Genomic DNA, 17139 nt, shown 5'->3' with positions numbered 1-17139 from the left:
CCAAATTTAATCACTCCTTACTTATAGATTATAGAAGGATTTCTTTTGAATTAGACTATTTTCTACGTAAGATTTTTTTCATTTAACTATAATAAGGGCAATATTTCTTTCGACAAATCTCGTTTATCTATTTCTTCCCAATCCAAAACTTTCTGACCTTTAACAGTGAGTTTAAGGAATTTGTCTGGGGTTAACTTTTTCCCAAACGAAATATACTCTAGTTTCCGCTTTTGTCCATTATTAGTGTAACAATTTTGAATATATGCAAAATTTTCTATTTTTGTGACTGCATCAGGATATTTGTACTCATATTTTTCTGTTGTCTTAGTATAAAGAGTTGCGGTCTTGACCAACGGATTAAAGTGATCGATCATAGCTGCAGCAGTCGAGGTATTATTGTACGTATAAATTCTCAGCCCCATCACACAGATTCCCATGATGACGATTATCGCCAATACCGATTTGCAGAACTGTTTCATCAGATGCCACTCTCTCCTTTTCGTCTAATTTCATCTACTCTACTCATAGTAGAATATTTTCATTCTATGGACATCCAGCTAGAGACTGATTTTTTACTTAAATTATAAAAATAAATGAAACAATCCTCTGAATATCAAAGTATCGCTCCATTTATTTAAAAAACTGAATTATTATTTCAGACGCTCATTAGTACTTCACTTATTTTTTCTTCAATTTTTTGATACCAATCACAAGTAAACAAAGAACCACTGCCGTAAGTGCGCCGATAGAATCCAGCATCACATCCTGAAATAGTGGTGTCCGACCACCTGTCAGCATTTGATGGTATTCATCCAAACCAGCATAACCAGTTGCTGTAAGCCACGCAACAACACCAATCAAAAGCGGTTGTTTGATTCTCATATTTAATCCAATAAACCAGCTACCACCTAATAAAAAGTATGTCCCAAAATGAGCACCTTTGCGAATAAAGAACTCCACAAATTTTGCATAACCTCGTGCTTGAATGCTTACTTCACTTCCAGCATAGCTAAATGAGATGCCTTTCAATTGTTCCTTAAATGGATGATTACTCAATAACTTGTCCAACAATCCAACTTGAGATTGTTGTTCGTATGTTTGAGAAGAACTATAAAATAAAACTGCCATAATTAAAAAGGCCAGAAATATATAGAAATTACTATTTTTCAACTGTTTTTTCAATTTGTCACCTCGTTTCAATTACTATCATTATAGTAGTTTTTTATAATAAAATAAACAATCGCTCAATCTTTTTTTCTTATGATATACTAGAAGAAATAGAATTAAGAAAGAAGGAATCAGATATGACTTATTCGCTCGTTTGGGATTTAGATAGCATTTTCCCAGGAGGTAGCCACTCGGTACAATTGGAACAACGTTTAACAGAATTGAAAGAGCAAAGCCAAACGTATCACCAATTGATTGAACAGTGGACACCAGAAAATGACACTGATTATCAAGAATTGCAACAAATCTTAACTTTACAAGGAACAATTTCTGATGGTTTTTCACAATGCAACAGCTTTATCAACGCATTAGCATCTGCAGATACAAAAGATAAGAAAGCTAAAATTTTGTCTGGTGACCTCTTTTCATTATTACCTGCAATTCAGTTAGCAGAAACTATTTTCACTAAAAAATTGACAGAAATTTCTGATGAGCATTGGCAAACCTTAACAGCTTTACCTACCTTTGAATCGATTGCGTTTCGTTTAAATGAAATTCGTCGTGACGGCATGCAGCTATTATCCGAGCAGGAAGAGAACATTATCAATACATTATCTTTAGACGGTCTTAACGCTTGGAGTAGCCATTACGATACGATTGTGGCGAGTATTTCGATTCCATTCACAGAGGACGGTCAACCTATTTCACTTTCAGCTGGACAAGCTTTTAATCGGATGATGAGTGATCCTAGCGCAGAGGTTCGTGCCAAACTATTCAAAGAATGGGAAAACGCTTGGAGTGAAAAAGCCCCCTTATTAGCAGACACTTTGAATCATTTAGATGGATTCCGTTTAAGTGAATACAAACTACATGGTGTGACTGATTTCTTAGAAAAACCATTGAACTATAACCGTATGCAAAAAGAAACCCTAGATGTAATGTGGGCAACGATTCAAAAAAATAAACAGCCCTTTATTGACTTTTTGACGCGTAAAGCACAATTATTCGGAAAAGAAAAAATGGACTGGCAAGATCAAGATGCACCAATCATTTTAGGCGATTTAAAAGAAAAAACATATAGCTTTGATGAAGCTGCAGAATTTATTTTAGAAAACTTTGAAAAATTTAGTCCAAAAATGGCGACATTTGCTAAAGATGCTTTTGAAAAAAGTTGGATCGAAGCAGAAGATCGTCCCGATAAACGCCCCGGCGGTTATTGTACTGAACTTCCTGAAACCAAAGAATCTAGAATTTTTATGACATTTGGAAACTCGATCAATGAAGTCGCAACCTTGGCTCATGAATTAGGTCATGCGTTCCATAGCAGCGTGATGTGGGATCTTCCAACTCTTGATCGAGAATATGCAATGAACGTCGCAGAAACAGCCAGCACGTTCGCAGAATTGATTGTTGCTGATGCAACCCTTAAAGAAGCAGAAACGCCTGAGGAGAAAATTAATTTATTAGATACTAAGATGCAAAATGCAATTGCGATGTTTATGAATATCCACTCTCGCTTCATTTTTGAAAATAGTTTTTATGAAGCTCGTCAAAAAGGGTTGCTTAGTGAAGATGAAATAACCGAATTGATGCTTGAAGCGCAAAAAGAAAGTTATCAAGATAGTTTAGGAACTTATCATCCTCATTTTTGGGCAAGCAAATTACATTTCTTTATTGATGATGTTCCATTTTATAATTTCCCTTACACATTTGGCTACTTGTTCAGTATGGGGATTTATGCTTATGCAAATAAACAAGGTAGTGATTTCGAAGATCAATATATTGCCTTGCTTCGTGATACTGCATCTATGACTTCAGAAGACTTAGCTAAAAAACATCTCGATGTTGATTTAACAAAACCTGATTTTTGGCAAGCTGCGATCGATCAAGTGATTAAAGATGTGAATGAGTTTATGGAATTGACAGAAGAGTATATTAAATAGTATTGAGAAGTTTCAACGGATTTTTCGTTGAAGCTTCTTTTTAGTTTGTATACAGAAAAAGAACCAGACAACTGTCTGGTTCTTAAATTATTAAATTAAGTTTGATTACATACGTACAGCGAAGCTTGGTGTAAATGAACCAACATTGCTGTATTGAACCCCTGTACTTGGATCGCCAGCGTGGATATAACCGCCACCACCTGTAGCAATTGCTACGTGGTAAGAAGCACCTGGGCTACCCCAGAAGTATAAATCTCCAGCTTGAGCTTCACCCACAGAGATACGTGTACCAGCACTTTCTTGTGCAGTAGTAACGCGTCCTAATTGACGTCCAGTAGCTGCGAATGCGTAATAAACTAATCCAGAGCAGTCAAAACTATCTGGTCCTTGCGCACCCCAAACATAAGGTTTACCAACTTGTGCTGCTGCAATAGAAATTGCAGAACCGCCAGTTGATGGTGGTGGTGTTACTTGACCACCGCCTCCTCCCCCTGGAGCTGGAGGTGTTACTTCTTGACCGCCGCCGCCACCTGATGGAGGAGTCACTTGTTGGCTACCGCCTCCTGATGGAGGTGTTACGCTTCCAGTATCAGTAGAGCTAGTTTCTTCTGATGAAGCAGTTGTGCTTGATGATTGTTCTGTAGTCGCTGTTGTTTTAGCCGCTGCAGTTTCTTCAGCTGCTTTTTTAGCATTTTCAGTAGCTGCTTTTTCTTGTGCAGCAATACGAGCTTGTTCTGCTACAGCTGCTTCTTTTTCTTTCACTAAGCCAGCTTTTTGATCTTCAGCAGTTGCTCTTTCAGCAGCTAATGTTGTTTGTAATACATTCAAATCTGCCTCAGCTTTAACAAGTTCACCTTTTTGTGCTTCAAGTTCAACTTGGTTGTCTTGAAGTTCTTGTAATTTATTTTCATTTTCAGTTTTCTTAGTTTCAACTGCTTTTTTATCTTCTTGTTGTTGTTTCACTAAGTCGTTGTTGGCATTAACGATTGTAGACATTGCAGTAACGCGAGTAATAGCATCAGAAACTGATTTTGCATTCAATAATGCATCCATGTAGCTTGTGCTGTTACCGTTAACTTGTACGTCACGTGCTTGGTTTTGAATGGCCACTTCACGTTTTTCAATACGTTTTGTTAATTGTGAAATTTCTTTTTCTAAGTTAGAAGATGTTTTTCTTAATTTGCCTTGTTCAGCTAGTAATGTTTCTGCTTTTTCGTTAATTGAAGCTACTTGATTTTGTACTGCTGCTACTTGGCTTTGAGCGTCTGCTTCTTGAGACTTCAATCCTGAAATTGCTTGGTCTTTTTGTTGAATTTTAGAGTCCACTTCATCTGCTGATGAAACTAATGGTAAAGCTACAGATGTTAGGGTTAATGAGCAAATCATTAGTAATGGTAATATACTTTTTTTCAAAATTCATTCCTCCGACTTTTTACTTATAATAAATTCATTCATCTTTTGAGTAATTTTCATTCTTATATTGACAACGAAATCATTGTATCATAATCACATGTCATACATATAAAATTAATGTTACAGGAGTATTTCATTTTTGATAGTTCAAAATGACATCTGAATAATCACCTATCATTTATAACACAACACTGATTCTCTTACCATACTTCAATAAATGATATATTACAAATAATCCCCACCCACAAAATCTATTTGATTTTAGTCGGTAGGGATTTAATTATTCTATTAGCTTATCCTGGAAAGCGCCATACAACGGCTCTAAAGTTTGCTGCATATGGGCTTGGTGTCCAACCAGTGGTTGTTGACACATAACCGGAACCTGCTGGATTATTTGATTCAACGATCTGAACTGAACTGCCGTTGACACCAACGACTAGGACCGTGTGAACGCCGTCCAACCAAGCATCAGGGCTAAGAGCGTTTTCGTATTGAACAACGTCTCCAACTTGAACATCAGACCAAGACACTTGAACTGCTCCTGATTGAGTATATCCACTATGAGGACCACCTGGTGAGAATCTAATGCCTGCTGCATTCAGCCAATTTTGTACAGCTACAATACACTCACCGCTTTGACCCCATCCGGTTGGATTTGTTTGGCCTACAGCATTTAAAGCAATTTGCGCTGCTTTTTTCTTTGCTGCTGACACGCCGCCAGTACCAATACTACTACCACCGCCAGCAGTACTGCCATTTGGTTTTTCTGATACTAGTGTAGCTGGAGCTTCATTCGTTGTACCATTTTCTTCTACAACATTCATTTTTGCAAGCCCAGGATTTGCAGCCTGTGCTTCAGCAAGTTTTTTAGCTGCTTCAGCTTCAGCTTTTCTTTGTGCTTCGGCTTGTTTCGCTTGTTTTGCTTGTTCTTCTTCTAATTTCTTTTGAGCTGCAGCCTTTTGATCAACATACTCAGATTTCTTGTTTTCTTCTGTTGAGCGTTGTGCTTCTAACTCATTTTTAGCAATTTCTTGCTCAATTTTTAAAGTATTTAAAGATGCTTGTTTTTCATTTAGTTCTTTTGTAGAAGTTTCTAAAACAGAAATTTGTGATTCTACTGTCTTTGTCTTTTTTTCTACGTCTTCTTTATCAGACGTTTGTCGTTCTAATAAATCATTATTTGCATTAACCAGCGTTGTGATTCCTTGAACACGGCTGATTGCATCAGAGATAGACTCGGAATTGATGATTACATCTAAATAACTAGTGCTTGTTCCACTTACTTGAACATCACGAGCTTGATTGCGCATTTGAACTTCTCTTTTTTGAATACGAACATTCAAATCAGAAATCTCACCATATAACTTTGTGATTTCTTCTTTAAGTGTTTTTTTCTTAGCTGTCAATTCATCAATTTTAGTAGCTGTCGTCAACATATCTGATTCAATTGCTGATAATTTAGACAAAGCCTCTGATTCTTTTGTTTTTAGTCCATTGATGATTTCATCTTGCTTTTCAATCTTGGTATCATAGTCATCTGCAACTGCAGCCATAGGCAAGGCAGCTGAAGTAAGCGTGATCGAACAAACCATCAACGCTGATAATATACTTTTTTTCACTCTTTATTCCTCCGGCATTTACTGTATGTATTTTATAAGTTCTGGGTATTATTTCAGTTTTATTTTAATCTGACAACGTGCTAATTGTAACATAGCAGTATGACATACAGATAAAAGGCATATTACAAAATTGTTTCACTGAACAGAATTAAATAACACCAATAATCTTTCTGAAACCTTAAAAAATGGACTTTTCAATAATATCTCTTACAATATTTTGTCCATTTCCAATAAAAAAAGACTATTCATTAGCGAATAGTCTTTTCATTGGGTAAGAAAAAATAACAAATATCAACATATTAAAAAGTAGTGTTGGTCCTAAAACTTTTGTGATAAATAATAGCGGCGCCACGTTTGATAGATGAAAAATAATTTGTAGCCCCATCGCAATCAGTTCATACGTAGTCACAAAAATAATCATCCCAAAAAAAGCCGTTAAAAGATTCGTATGAACCACTCGTTGAAACCGATACATCATCATAACAGTCGCTGCTAAAGCAACCGTATAGATCCCAATGATACCGATATAATAACTATCGCAAATCATTCCTAAAACCAGAGCTGTGATCAACAAATAGCGTTTAGACAGATTAGGGACTGCCATCAAAAATGCCAACAACATAAAGTGAGCATTTGGAAAATAGACGTTATCTGTTACATTCCGTGCAGCTTGAGTTAATTGACCGTCGATCAGCATCAGTAAAAAGAAAACTATCGGCGCATAGTATCTAACATTTTCTTTTCGAATTACTTGCATCTTACTCCCCCGCTCCAGCTAGTCTCTTGATGATCGTCACAACGGGTATATTATACATTTCAGCGTACGGCTTAACATAAACTTCTCGATCTAAGCCATAGCTGTCTGGTTTAACTTTTTGAACCACACCGACTGGCAGATTCGCTGGAGAATTTTGTCCTAATCCAGATGTTTGAACAATGTCGCCTTCTTTGATATCCATATCTCCTACCAATTGACTGACGATCAATGTATTTTCTTTGTCATCATACTCCTTCAAAAGACCATATGAATCACCTTTTTCAGAATTGATTTGAACTGGAAAATGATTTGAATTCTGATTTTTAGATGTTAATAACTCAACTTTTGAAGACGTCGCATTTACTTCAACTACACGGCCGATCAGCCCTTTTTGAGCTAAGACAGCCATATTCGGTTCAATCCCATCATTTGAGCCTCGATCAACGATCAATAAGTCTTGCCACATATCAGGAGAACGAGAAACAACTGTTGCCGTTACTTTTTCATAATTCCCTAATGTCTCATTCAATGAAAGTTCTTTTTTTAATGCTTCATTTTCTTTTTTTAAGTTATCGTTTTGGATAGAAAGTTCACCATATCCGTCAATTCTTTCTTTTAAGCGTTGATTTTCATCGTAGGTGTTAAAAAGCGTACTGATTGATGATACTCCACTACTGATTACTTTACCTGGAAACGCAATAACTTTATCAACAAAACCTACGCTGTCGTTAACTGCTGATTGCCCAAGATTTGTTTTCCCACTATTCGCTCTGTGAGCTGCGGTCAAACTAATGACCGTAACCACAATGATCACGACGATCAGCGTGATAATTATATTTTTATTTGGATTAAATTTTTTCACATCGACACCCCGAATAATCTTTAGACTGATAGCAACAATTTTACCACTAATTAGAGGCAAACAAAAGAGCTGTGATGCGTCTTTATGTTTTTTTATTAAATAAAGTCATTTTCACAAAAAAGCAGAGTAGGATGAACACCTTACTCTGCTTCGTTTGAAAGTCATTTAATAGCAAAATTCCTTTGCTTATTTTTCTTTATTTTCTTCAGTCAACAACGCTTTGCGTGAAACATTTACACGACCTTGTTTGTCGATTTCAGTAACTTTCACAAGAACTTCATCCCCAAGTTTCACAATATCTTCAACGTTGTTTACACGTTCGTTCGCTAATTGAGAAATATGAACAAGCCCGTCTTTTCCTTTGATCAAGTTAACAAATGCGCCGAATTTTTCGATACGAACGACTTTACCAAGGTAAACTTGTCCAACTTCCACTTCTTTTGTCAACTCTTCAATGATCTTGATCGCTTTTTTGATCATATCAGCATCAGCAGAAGCAATACTTACATTACCTTCTTGATCGATATCGATTTTCACGCCAGTTTCATCAATGATTCCATTGATTGTTTCTCCACCTTTACCAATCACATCTTTGATTTTGGCAGGAGCGATTTGGATCATTTCGATTTTCGGTGCGTATTTGCTTAATTCTGGACGAGGTTCAGCTAATGTTGATGTCAATTCAGCAAGAATTTCCATACGTGCTTTTTTCGCTTGAGTTAAGGCTTCTGTCAAGATTTGTTCAGTGATCCCTTGGATTTTGATGTCCATTTGTAGTGCTGTAATTCCATCTTTTGTTCCAGCAACTTTAAAGTCCATGTCGCCTAGGTGATCTTCTAGTCCTTGGATATCTGTTAAAATTGTATAGTTTTCCCCATCACTGACAAGTCCCATTGCAATTCCGGCAACTGGTGCTTTAATTGGTACACCAGCATCCATCAATGCTAAGATTCCGGCACAGATACTTGCTTGTGATGAAGAACCATTTGATTCCAAAACTTCTGATACCACACGGATCATGTATGGAAAATCAGCTTCATCAGGAATAATTTGCGCCATCGCACGTTCCCCTAAAGCACCATGACCGATTTCACGACGACCAGGTGATCCGGCACGGCCTGTTGAACCAACAGAGAATTGCGGGAAGTTATAATGATGAATGAAACGTTTGCTGTCTTCTACACCTAATCCATCAATGATTTGGTGTTCGCCAAGCGGTGCTAATGTCACAACAGACAATGCTTGTGTTTGTCCACGAGTAAACAATCCAGAACCATGAACGCGTGGTAAAATGCCGACTTCTGAAGCTAACGGACGAATTTCGTCTAGTTTACGGCCATCAGGACGGATTTTATCGATCGTGATCAATTCACGAACCACATCTTTTTCAAGATCTTCCGCAATTTGTTTTACTTCTTTGGCTACTTGCGTTTCATCTTCATGACCTGCAAATTTTTCAGCATACGCTTCTTTTAATTGGTCTTTTATTGCATCGATATTAACTTCACGAGCTAGTTTTTCTTCTGTCATAACCGCTTCTTTCATTGAAGCATAGTAAGCATCGAAAATTTCTTTTTTCAAGTCAGCATCAACTTGTAATAATTTGATTTCCATTTTTTCTTTACCAACAGCGGCAACGATTTCTTCTTGGAAAGCAACTAGTTCTTTGATTGCATCAAAACCGAAAAGTAGCGCGCCTAGCATATCTTCTTCTGATACTTCTTTGGCACCACTTTCAACCATGTTGATTGCTTTTTTCGTTCCTGCAACGGTTAATTCGATATCTGTTTTTTCAGATTGTTCTACTGTTGGATTTAGCACGTATTCGCCATCTACACGACCTACATCAACACCTGCGATTGGTCCATCAAACGGAATATCTGAAATCGCTAATGCTAGAGATGAACCAAACATTGCCGCCATTTCTGGTGTGCAGTCTTGTTCAACACTCATCACGGTATTTGTGATTTGAACTTCATTACGGAAGCCTTCAGCAAACATCGGACGGATTGGGCGGTCAATCAAACGAGCAGTTAATGTTGCACGTTCACTCGGACGACCTTCACGTTTGATGAATCCACCAGGGATTTTACCTACAGCGTACATTTTTTCTTCATAGTTGACTGTTAATGGGAAGAAATCGAAATCTCTCGCATCTTTTGAAGCAACAGCGGCACTTAATACCACTGTCTCTCCATAACGAACTAATACTGCGCCATTTGCTTGTTTGGCTAATTGGCCAACTTCAACTTGTAATGGACGTCCGCCCCAAGTTGTTTTGAATACTTGTTTTTCTGACATATATCTCTTCTCCTTCGATTCTTCGGAAAAGTTAGACTACTACTAAACAAATGAAAAGATTCAAAAAAATTGAGTCCTTTTATTTGGTTAGTAGATTCATTCAAACTTTCCAAAGATGATGATTTTTTAGTATTTTTCGGATGACTAAACCTTCGCTTTTAAATAAGCTAAAAAGCGAGGTTCATTACGAATCTCGCTTTTCCTTTTTTGATTAACGACGTAATCCTAAACGTTGGATCAATTCGCGGTAACGTTGGATGTCAGTTTTACGTAAGTAAGCTAACAAGTTACGACGGTGTCCAATTTTTTTCATTAGTCCACGGTAAGAATGGTGATCTTTTTTGTGAACGCGAGCGTGTTCATTCAAGTGATTGATATCAGCAGTTAATACAGCGATCTGTACTTCTGGTGAACCAGTATCTCCTTCATGACGAGCGTATTCGCTAATGATTTCGTTTTTCTTTTCTTTTGACATTGCCATGTTTTTCACCTCTTCTTTAATAGTCATCTTCCTACTGAGTAATGCGTTGGTGATTCGCACAACCAAGTAAAAGACGGTATGTTTCCATACAGGTATACTTTACAGGAAATTTGTTAAAAATGCAAGACCAAGCTCAATTTCCCCACTGTTTTTTGAACAATTTATCCCCATTATGCATGGTTTTGTGATAAACTGTATAGGCAAATAAATACATTGATGGAAAGATTTAGTTTCTAACTGAAACTGACCGAGACTTTTAAATATAAAGGAGGAATTATCCTATGATCACCATGAAGGATATTATCCGCGAAGGAAACCCAACACTTAGAGAAGTGGCCGAAGAAGTAGTTCTGCCACTATCTGATGAAGATATCAAATTAGGTGAAGAAATGATGGAGTTCTTACATAATAGTCAAGATCCTGTCAAAGCAGAAGAATTAGGATTACGTGGCGGTGTTGGTTTAGCGGCACCGCAATTAGACATTTCAAAACGAATCATCGCGGTTCATGTACCGAGCGGCGATTTGGAAAACCCAGAACCAACATTAAGTGCAGTAATGTATAATCCTAAAATTTTAAGCCATTCTGTTCAAGATGCTTGTCTTGGCGAAGGCGAAGGGTGTTTATCTGTTGACCGTGAAGTTCCAGGTTATGTGGTACGCCACAACAAAATCACGTTATCTTATGTAGATGCATCTGGCGTTAAACAAAAGATTCGATTGAAAAATTATGAAGCAATCGTCGTTCAGCATGAAATCGATCATTTAAATGGTGTAATGTTTTATGATCATATCAATCAAGAAAACCCATATGCGTTGAAAGATGGCGTTTTGGTCATTGAATAAAAGTGATCCGCACAAACTCAATCGTTTTGTGCGGATCACTTTTTTTATTCTTAAATTGCCTTTAGTTCTTTCAATGCTTTCCAAATACCATCATTATCATTCGTATCCGTCACAATTTTTGCTTCTTTTTGGATATGCGGCAAAGCATTGCCCATCGCCACTCCAATACCAGCCTCACGCAACATTTCACGATCATTTTCTCCATCGCCGAATGTGATGATATCTTCACGAGCAATTCCAACACGATCTGCTAAATTCAGTAAAGTCGCTGCTTTAGAACCATTATTTGGTACGATATCTACGCTTTCAGAATGCCAACGAATAAAACGGAATTTAGAAAATTCACGGTCAAACATACCATCTGCTGAATCGTCGTAAAAAGCCAATGCTTGATACACATCATTTTCTTTTTGGAAATTCACATCGTATTCCGGTGCTTCAAAATCGATTGATCCCATCGCTTCAACCATTTGTGCACGACGATGATGATTATTTTTCTTAACATCATCTAGTCCAACATAAGCAAGTCCAATCTCTCTTTTCTCGACCTCTGAAGCAAAACGATGCAATTCATCTTGATCCAGTAAATTTTGATAATACTGCTCATGATCTAAAAATGCTGCTGCTCCATTACAAAGTACATAATTGGAAAAATCTAAATCTAAAATAATATCTTGCGCCATAAATCGGCTGCGACCTGTTGCAATTGTTACGAGATGTCCTTGTTGTCTTAAACTCTTTAATGCTTCTCTTGTGCTTTCCAACGGTTGTCTGTCTGTTCCCAGTAGTGTTCCATCGATATCAAATGCAAAAAGTTTTCTTCTCATGGCGTAATAACTCGCTCGCTTTCTATGGTTTTGGCAAATATTTACTGCCTTCTCTAACTGCTAATGGGCTTAGTTCAGTCGTCTTGATCAATGTTTGAACCCATAAATGATCCGTTTTGCTATATTGACGCAAGGACCAGCCAATTGCTTTTTGAATAAAGAACTCATCTGTAGTTTTATCATAAATAATGGCTTTTTTCAATAACACAGTATTTGTTTTTTCTTTATATAACAGTTGCAGATTGATTGCAATTCTTCGATGCCAAAAATCTTTTTCGCCAAAAAAAGCTTCAAACAACTGAGGCATTTCTTCTAAATTCTGAAATCCCCAAAGGCCAAAAAATTTACGCCAAGAATCAACACTATCCCACCAAGCCTTATCGATCACAAAAGGTTTGAAGTGTAACACATCTTCAAAAGAGAAGCGTTTTACATTAACAGTTGCTAAATCGATCGCCAAATATTGATATTCCCGTTCAGGTTTATGATAGTAAAAACTGATTAAATCAAATAACTCTATAAATGGTAGTTTTTTACTCTCTTTCAACAGTTCTTTCTCTAGCACAGCGCGCTCTGGTGCCGTAACACCTGCAAAAGGAAATAAATTTTTCATATAAGCCGCCATGTGTTCTGCTTTTTCTTTATTTTTAGGAAAAACGACTTTATTCATTTCATTACTCCCTTTTTCTTTTTTACTCTATTTTACTTCAATATACTGTAGACAGCAAAAAAGCTGAAACGGAAAATCCATCTCAGCCTCTAAATTGTTTAATCTAAATATGTTGTATCCGCATTATTCAACCATGCATAACCCAAGCCCATTACTAAGCCTCCGCCAATAAAGTTACCGATCAAGGCAAAGAATAGATTGTGTGCTACGCTGCCAACTGTCATTGCCGCCATTGTTCCATGAGAAGCGAAATACGCTAAACTAAATGCTGGGAAGTTGGCGATAACGTGTTCGTAGCCTAAGAATGCAAAGATAAAGATGATAAAAATGATTGCGGCAACTTTACCAGCATCGTCTTTCATACGCATACTTACTAATACGGCTGTATTTACCACGATATTTGCAAACATTGCTTCAACTAAAATTTGTGTCGTTGTTTTATCTAATTTACCAGCAATCGATGTAAAGAAAAAGCTATCCGCAGGTAAATCTTGGAAAGGAACAGTCAATGAGATCAAATAGCCAAACAAAACGCCACCGACTAAATTAAAGAAAATACAGGCAAATAAAATTTTTGCCGCAAAAGAGAAGTTGATTTTTTTGCGATAGACCCCAACTGTCATATAAAGCATATTCGATGTTCCGAGTTCCGCATTCATATAAAGAATCATAACAAGTGACCAGCTGAACATAAAGGCATATAGAATTTTACCTAAGCCATGGACCATTCCTTCACCTTTGATTGCGATCGCAAAGGCCACTGCTGTTCCTAATGTTAAAAACATACAAGCGAGCATTGCACGAAAAGCGTAACGCATAAAACTACTTTGGAATAAGTTCATTTTTTTACTGATTGATTTGTCGATCTGCTCAAATAATGGCGATACAGGTTTCATTGTGTTTCTCCTTTTCAATTTGTTTTCATATTATATTTTCAAAAACATCCTTTACCATTTTAAAGACCAGTAAGGGTTTTGTCTAGTAGTTTTTTCACAATACTTTCTAAAATAACATTAATTCAATTCTATTTATACTATTTTCTTGTAATACTACTCTAAATCCCCATGACTTGATGCATCACTACAGTCACCTACAGAAAAACAATGAAATTGAATGCATCTCTTGGTTGTCATTATGTTACAATAAAATTATAACATACTTGCAAAAGGAGATGCACTTGACATGGAAGCTATAACGATGTTTTTTTGGGGTATTTTGGGCGGTGGTTCTTCTGGTGGCGGTGGAGCTTCTGGCAAATGGTAAATTGTATAGCTTACTTAATAAAAAGCTTGAGTTATCCTCAGTTTTAAGCTATACTATGCTTTGTGTAAAATAATGCAGCAGAAAAATAATAGGCTCGTCAACATTTCATTGCCTTGATTGCTTCGGCTTTCAGGTTCAACTGCGTAACCCACGGCTGCAAAGGGCGAAGGTTGAAGAATGAACTGAACGAATATGAATTTTTCAGAAGATTATTTTACTCCAAAAAATTATTTTATTGGAGGAATTTTTAATGTCACGTTATACAGGACCATCATGGAAAATCTCTCGTCGTCTAGGTATCTCTCTATCAGGAACTGGTAAAGAACTAGCACGTCGCCCATACAAACCAGGACAACACGGACCAAACAGCCGTGGTAAAGTTTCTGAATACGGTATGCAATTAACTGAAAAACAAAAATTACGTCATATGTACGGTATGAACGAACGTCAATTCGTTAACTTGTTTATTAAAGCAAGCAAGATCAAAGAAGGTAAACACGGTGTTAACTTCATGATCTTACTAGAACAACGTTTAGATAACGTCGTTTACCGTTTAGGCCTTGCTACTACTCGTCGTCAAGCACGTCAATTAGTAAACCACGGTCACGTTACTGTAGATGGCAAACGCGTAGATATCCCTTCATACCACGTTGAAGTTGGTCAAGTGATTTCTGTTCGTGAAAAATCTCAAAACGTAGTAACAATCAAAGAAGCTGTTGAAGCAACTGTTGGACGTCCAGCATTCGTAAGCTTTGACGCTGAAAAATTAGAAGGTAGCTTCACTCGTTTACCAGAACGTGATGAATTATACCCTGATATCGACGAAGCTCTTGTCGTTGAATACTACAACCAAAAACTTTAAGATTCTCTTGCTGTTATTGCATTATGGATCTTTCTCGAAAAAACCCTGTACAGTTTCTCTGTACAAGGTTTTTTTATATAAAAAATGAGAGCGAGACAAAAGTAAAAATACTTTTGCCTCACCCTTTAAAACCAAATAAACATGTTATCTCATTTGCTTTTTCTAATTTTTTTGTTTTTGCAACACGCCATCTTTCATCACATATACTTCATCGCAATGCTCAATCAAGCGTTGATCGTGAGTGACCATGATCGTTGCTTTATTTTTTTCCTTTGTTTCTCTCGCTAATATTTTTACAACTTCAAAAGCCCGATCTGAATCTAAGCTTGCTGTAGGTTCGTCCGCTAAGATAATAGACGGATCATTATACAAGGCCCGAGCAATTGCTACTCGTTGACGTTCACCACCAGAAATTTCATCAGGATATTTTTTCTTCAACTTTTCAATTCCTAGCTCTGTTAATAACTTATTGACTTTATCCACATCGGTCTTTTCTTTTTTTACTTTATCCACCAAACGTAGTTGCTTTTCCACTGTTAGAAACGGAACTAAGTTCGATGCTTGTAAAATAAAACCAATTTCAGAGAAACGGATTTTAGAACGTGTTTTCTCATTTTCTTCGCTAAATGCTTCATTATTTATCTTAACCTCGCCATTCGTTGGTGTTTGCAAGCCACCAGCTAATGTTAAAAACGTACTTTTCCCCGAACCACTTGGACCAATCACTGCGACAAATTGCCCTTTTTCCACAGAAAAATCGGTGGATTTCAATGCCTCGATTGTGGTGTCTCCATCTAAAAACTGTTTATCCACAGATAAAAATTCGATTGCCTTCATTTTAAACTAGCCCCCTTCTAACCAATTGCTTTCAGCGGATCTATTTTAATAATTGTCCGAACTGAGAACAGTGCACCTAATACCGCAATCACCAACATTATGCCGCCAATCGATAAAAAGAATAACCAATTCGCTTGAAATGGAACTGCCGTTGGCAAGACGAAAGATGTTCCCACAGTACCAAGCAAACCTAAAGTTATCCCTAAAACGGCTAAGACAAATGTTTGAACAATTACCGAGACCGCAATGTAAAAACCAGAAATTCCCTGCGCTTTCATGATCCCGAAAATCGTTGCTTTTTGCATAGTCAAGACATAGATGAAAATTCCGATAACTATCGCTGCAATCACAATCAAAAATCCGATCATAAACCCAAATGTTAGTACCTGAGCGTTATATCCTGGTAATTCATTGATGAATTTCGTGATACTATAACGGGTCAAGCTATCCTCTTTCAAGTGAACATTTTTTAAGTTTCCCTCTTTTGCACGAAAAACAATCGCATTCACACGAGCCTTTTTTGAGGTATCTGATTTTTCAAAGCGAATTTGCTGAAAAGCGTTTGTGGTTACGTATAATACAGGTGCAACATTAAACTTAGCATTATCCGTAAATCCGACGACTTTAAGCTTTTTATCATTACCAGCTAGTTTGATTGTATCTCCAAGTTTGATGCCATTTTCTTTTTTCAAACTGTTATCCACAACCGTTTCGTTATCATTCGTGAATGGTTTCCCTTCAATAATATTCGGCATTAAAAATTCATCTTTATTGATACCGAAAAAACTAGCATTGATTTTTTCAGCATTCTTTTTATCTAATTGAATCACTGCCGCAGTTTGTCCTAATGTCGCTTTTTCTTTTGCTTCGACTTCATCCATTGACTTTAGCTGAATCATTGACATATTGATATTGGTATTGGATTCATCCGACAACACGATGCCGTCTGCCTGCCATTTATCCACAGCTGTTCGATTATCTTCAGCCAAACCATACGCTAAGCCTGTTAAAAAGAAAACTAAATAAGAAATCAAAAACATCACACTAATGATCAATGCATAGCGTAACTTTGAGCGGGTTATTTCATTCCAAGCTAAAAACATAGTCCTTCCTCCTCCTTATCAATCGATAAGTTCTATAAAAAGTATAGCAAAATTTAGGAATGACAACAAAATATCTGCTTTAGAAATTCTATTGAACCTTAAATAATCCATAAAATCATCGGATTTTCTTATTATTTACTCTATTTATTCTGGTATACTAGTAAGAAATAATAATTAAAAAGGAGTTTA

Annotated in this window: 16 protein-coding genes; 3 read left to right on the top strand and 13 right to left on the bottom strand. The window is 36.8% G+C overall.

What is annotated here, in order from left to right; translation table 11 throughout:
* Nucleotides 1–86: 86 nt before the first annotated feature.
* The gene (locus tag IGJ02_RS01550) at nt 87–479 is read right to left on the bottom strand and encodes a YxeA family protein (protein WP_010761810.1); all 393 of its coding nucleotides are present in this window, start codon (nt 477–479) and stop codon (nt 87–89) included.
* Between the two features lie 199 nt (nt 480–678).
* Entirely contained in the window at nt 679–1182 is a 504-nt protein-coding gene (locus IGJ02_RS01545; protein ID WP_430602977.1) for a VanZ family protein, read from the bottom strand.
* A gap of 122 nt (nt 1183–1304) precedes the next feature.
* Here IGJ02_RS01545 and IGJ02_RS01540 point away from each other — a divergent pair, with 122 nt between their 5' ends.
* A complete protein-coding gene (locus IGJ02_RS01540; RefSeq protein ID WP_430602976.1) occupies nt 1305–3110 on the top strand; it encodes a M3 family oligoendopeptidase in 1806 nt (601 codons plus the stop codon).
* Nucleotides 3111–3215: 105 nt separating this feature from the next.
* Here the strand turns inward: IGJ02_RS01540 and IGJ02_RS01535 are convergent, their stop codons facing one another.
* The 6 genes from IGJ02_RS01535 to rpsO all read right to left on the bottom strand — a co-directional run bounded on the left by IGJ02_RS01535 (nt 3216) and on the right by rpsO (nt 10543).
* Nucleotides 3216–4523, bottom strand: coding sequence for a PcsB-like coiled-coil domain-containing protein (locus IGJ02_RS01535; protein WP_430602975.1), 1308 nt, complete (start codon nt 4521–4523; stop codon nt 3216–3218).
* A 293-nt stretch (nt 4524–4816) separates the two neighbouring features.
* Nucleotides 4817–6142 (bottom strand): coiled-coil domain-containing protein, encoded by a 1326-nt coding sequence (locus IGJ02_RS01530; RefSeq protein ID WP_010761814.1) that lies wholly within the window; start codon nt 6140–6142, stop codon nt 4817–4819.
* A gap of 241 nt (nt 6143–6383) precedes the next feature.
* Nucleotides 6384–6899: a rod shape-determining protein MreD gene (gene mreD / locus IGJ02_RS01525; protein WP_034683718.1), complete on the bottom strand. Its 516-nt coding sequence runs from the start codon at nt 6897–6899 to the stop codon at nt 6384–6386.
* Between the two features lies 1 nt (nt 6900).
* Nucleotides 6901–7761 carry a rod shape-determining protein MreC gene (gene mreC, locus IGJ02_RS01520; protein WP_430602974.1) on the bottom strand — a complete coding sequence of 287 codons (861 nt, stop codon included), beginning with the start codon at nt 7759–7761 and terminating at the stop codon, nt 6901–6903.
* Between the two features lie 186 nt (nt 7762–7947).
* Entirely contained in the window at nt 7948–10062 is a 2115-nt protein-coding gene (pnp, locus tag IGJ02_RS01515) for a polyribonucleotide nucleotidyltransferase (RefSeq protein ID WP_010761817.1), read from the bottom strand.
* A 211-nt stretch (nt 10063–10273) separates the two neighbouring features.
* Nucleotides 10274–10543, bottom strand: coding sequence for a 30S ribosomal protein S15 (gene rpsO / locus IGJ02_RS01510; RefSeq protein WP_010761818.1), 270 nt, complete (start codon nt 10541–10543; stop codon nt 10274–10276).
* Between the two features lie 281 nt (nt 10544–10824).
* Here rpsO and def point away from each other — a divergent pair, with 281 nt between their 5' ends.
* Entirely contained in the window at nt 10825–11388 is a 564-nt protein-coding gene (def, locus tag IGJ02_RS01505) for a peptide deformylase (RefSeq protein ID WP_010761819.1), read from the top strand.
* A 50-nt stretch (nt 11389–11438) separates the two neighbouring features.
* Here the strand turns inward: def and IGJ02_RS01500 are convergent, their stop codons facing one another.
* From IGJ02_RS01500 to IGJ02_RS01490, 3 genes are all read right to left on the bottom strand, one after another.
* The gene (locus IGJ02_RS01500; protein WP_010761820.1) at nt 11439–12215 is read right to left on the bottom strand and encodes a Cof-type HAD-IIB family hydrolase; all 777 of its coding nucleotides are present in this window, start codon (nt 12213–12215) and stop codon (nt 11439–11441) included.
* Between the two features lie 22 nt (nt 12216–12237).
* On the bottom strand, nt 12238–12885 hold the full coding sequence (locus tag IGJ02_RS01495; protein WP_430602973.1) for a DNA alkylation repair protein: 648 nt from the start codon (nt 12883–12885) through the stop codon (nt 12238–12240).
* A 98-nt stretch (nt 12886–12983) separates the two neighbouring features.
* Nucleotides 12984–13781 (bottom strand): formate/nitrite transporter family protein, encoded by a 798-nt coding sequence (locus IGJ02_RS01490; RefSeq protein WP_010761822.1) that lies wholly within the window; start codon nt 13779–13781, stop codon nt 12984–12986.
* Nucleotides 13782–14398: 617 nt separating this feature from the next.
* On the opposite strand from IGJ02_RS01490, the gene rpsD reads away from it, so the two are divergent.
* A complete protein-coding gene (rpsD, locus tag IGJ02_RS01485) occupies nt 14399–15010 on the top strand; it encodes a 30S ribosomal protein S4 (protein ID WP_010761823.1) in 612 nt (203 codons plus the stop codon).
* 162 nt (nt 15011–15172) lie between these two features.
* Here rpsD and IGJ02_RS01480 read toward each other — a convergent pair whose 3' ends face one another.
* Both IGJ02_RS01480 and IGJ02_RS01475 read right to left on the bottom strand, forming a co-directional pair.
* On the bottom strand, nt 15173–15847 hold the full coding sequence (locus IGJ02_RS01480; protein WP_430602971.1) for an ABC transporter ATP-binding protein: 675 nt from the start codon (nt 15845–15847) through the stop codon (nt 15173–15175).
* A 17-nt stretch (nt 15848–15864) separates the two neighbouring features.
* Nucleotides 15865–16950, bottom strand: a complete 1086-nt coding sequence (locus tag IGJ02_RS01475; protein ID WP_430602970.1) for an ABC transporter permease — start codon at nt 16948–16950, stop codon at nt 15865–15867.
* Between the last annotated feature and the right edge of the window lie 189 nt (nt 16951–17139).

The organism is Enterococcus sp. DIV0724b, assembly GCF_050531475.1.
In the GTDB taxonomy this organism is placed as follows: Bacteria; Bacillota; Bacilli; order Lactobacillales; family Enterococcaceae; genus Enterococcus_L; species Enterococcus_L haemoperoxidus.
The sequence above is the reverse complement of the archived record's forward strand: the minus strand, read 5'-3'. Positions and strand labels throughout refer to the sequence as shown.

Coding starts and splice junctions, on each gene's coding strand:
- pnp (WP_010761817.1), bottom strand. CDS start 10,062: ATGTCAGAAAAACAAGTATTCAAAACAACTTGGGGCGGACGTCCATTA.
- IGJ02_RS01490 (WP_010761822.1), bottom strand. CDS start 13,781: ATGAAACCTGTATCGCCATTATTTGAGCAGATCGACAAATCAATCAGT.
- IGJ02_RS01480 (WP_430602971.1), bottom strand. CDS start 15,847: ATGAAGGCAATCGAATTTTTATCTGTGGATAAACAGTTTTTAGATGGA.
- IGJ02_RS01540 (WP_430602976.1), top strand. CDS start 1,305: ATGACTTATTCGCTCGTTTGGGATTTAGATAGCATTTTCCCAGGAGGT.
- rpsD (WP_010761823.1), top strand. CDS start 14,399: ATGTCACGTTATACAGGACCATCATGGAAAATCTCTCGTCGTCTAGGT.
- def (WP_010761819.1), top strand. CDS start 10,825: ATGATCACCATGAAGGATATTATCCGCGAAGGAAACCCAACACTTAGA.
- IGJ02_RS01475 (WP_430602970.1), bottom strand. CDS start 16,950: ATGTTTTTAGCTTGGAATGAAATAACCCGCTCAAAGTTACGCTATGCA.
- IGJ02_RS01550 (WP_010761810.1), bottom strand. CDS start 479: ATGAAACAGTTCTGCAAATCGGTATTGGCGATAATCGTCATCATGGGA.
- rpsO (WP_010761818.1), bottom strand. CDS start 10,543: ATGGCAATGTCAAAAGAAAAGAAAAACGAAATCATTAGCGAATACGCT.
- mreD (WP_034683718.1), bottom strand. CDS start 6,899: ATGCAAGTAATTCGAAAAGAAAATGTTAGATACTATGCGCCGATAGTT.
- IGJ02_RS01500 (WP_010761820.1), bottom strand. CDS start 12,215: ATGAGAAGAAAACTTTTTGCATTTGATATCGATGGAACACTACTGGGA.
- IGJ02_RS01495 (WP_430602973.1), bottom strand. CDS start 12,885: ATGAATAAAGTCGTTTTTCCTAAAAATAAAGAAAAAGCAGAACACATG.